Genomic DNA, 1,619 nt, shown 5'->3' on the forward strand with positions numbered 1-1,619 from the left:
GCGAGCGCCTCGTAGCCGAGCTGCACCAGGTAGTGCTGCGCCTCGCGCAGCGGCTGGTCGAGCCGGTCGCGCACGAATTCCCAGCGCGCACGCACGCGCTTGAGCAGCTCCAACGCCTGCTGCACGCGGTCTTCCAGCAGCTCGGCGCTCGGGATCTCGTTCGCGTCGTCGGTCTTGCCGAGCGGCAGGTTGCCGCCCTTGAAGAACGCCTCGAGCGCGTCGACCAGCTGCAGCTTGTTCTTCAGCGACAGCTCGATGTTGATCCGCTCGATGCCGTCGGTGTACTCGCCCATCCGGTTCAGCGGGATCACGACGTCCTCGTTGATCTTGAACGCGTTCGTGTGCTTCGCGATCGCGGCCGTGCGGCTGCGGTCGAGCCAGAAGCGCTTGCGCGCCTCCGCGCTGACCGCGACGAAGCCTTCGCCGCTCTTGCCGTTCGCCATCCGGATCACTTCGGACGTCGCCTGCGCGACCGCATCGGCGTCGTCGCCGACGATGTCGCCGATCAGCACCATCTTCGGGAACGCGTTGCGCTTGCTCTTGGTCGCGTAGCCGACCGCGCGCAGGTAGCGCTCGTCGAGGTGCTCGAGGCCCGCGAGGATCGCGCCGCCCTGCTTCGACGTCTCGAACAGGTAGTCCTTGATCTCGACGATGCTCGGGATCGCCTCGCGCGCCTGGCCGAAGAATTCGAGGCAGACGGTGCGCGTGTGCGCGGGCATCTTGTGCAGCACCCAGCGCGCGGACGTGATGAGCCCGTCGCAGCCTTCCTTCTGCACGCCCGGCAGGCCGGCGAGGAACTTGTCGGTCACGTCCTTGCCGAGCCCTTCCTTGCGAAAGCGCCGGCCCTCGATCTCGAGCATCTCGGTCTTGAGCAGCTTCTCGCCGGGCGCGTATGCGCCGTCGAACCACTTCAGCTCGAAGCGCGCGACCGCGATGTCGTGGATCTTGCCCTGGTTGTGCTCGTGGCGCGTGACTTCGAGCCAGTTGCCGTCCGGGTCGACCATTCGCCACCACGCGAGGTTGTCCAGCGCGGTGCCCCACAGCACGGCCTTCTTGCCGCCCGCGTTCATCGCGACGTTGCCGCCGATGCACGACGCGTCGAGCGAGGTCGGATCGACCGCGAACACGTAGCCGGCCGCTTCGGCCGCCTCGGTCACGCGGCGCGTGACGACGCCCGCGCCGGAGAAGATCGTCGGCACCTTGTGCGCGACGCCCGGCAGCTCGGTCAGCTCGACCGCGCCGAGCTGTTCGAGCTTCTCGGTGTTGATCACCGCGGAGAACGGCGTGAGCGGCACCGCGCCGCCCGTGTAGCCGGTGCCGCCGCCGCGCGGGATCACGGTCAGGCCGAGCTCGAAGCACGCCTTGATCAGCGCGGCGATCTCGGCTTCGGTGTCCGGCGTCAGCACGACGAACGGGTATTCGACGCGCCAGTCGGTCGCGTCCGTCACGTGCGACACGCGCGACAGCCCGTCGAAGCGGATGTTGTCCTTCTGCGTGCAGCGGCCGAGCGCCTTGGTCGCGCGGCGGCGCAGCTCGGCCATTTTGTCGAATTCGTCGGCGAATTCGTCGACCGCGCGCTGCGCGGCGGTTTCGAGCATCTCGACGCGCGACGCGCGTTC

Annotated in this window: 1 protein-coding gene; it reads right to left on the bottom strand. The window is 68.5% G+C overall.

The features are described 5' to 3' along the window. Positions 1–1,619, bottom strand: a 1,619-nt coding sequence (locus tag J8I33_RS34700; protein ID WP_245172634.1) for an FAD-binding oxidoreductase, incomplete at both ends; no start/stop codon positions are given.

Source organism: Burkholderia sp. AcTa6-5 (assembly GCF_017815075.1).
Lineage (GTDB): Bacteria > Pseudomonadota > Gammaproteobacteria > Burkholderiales > Burkholderiaceae > Burkholderia > Burkholderia sola.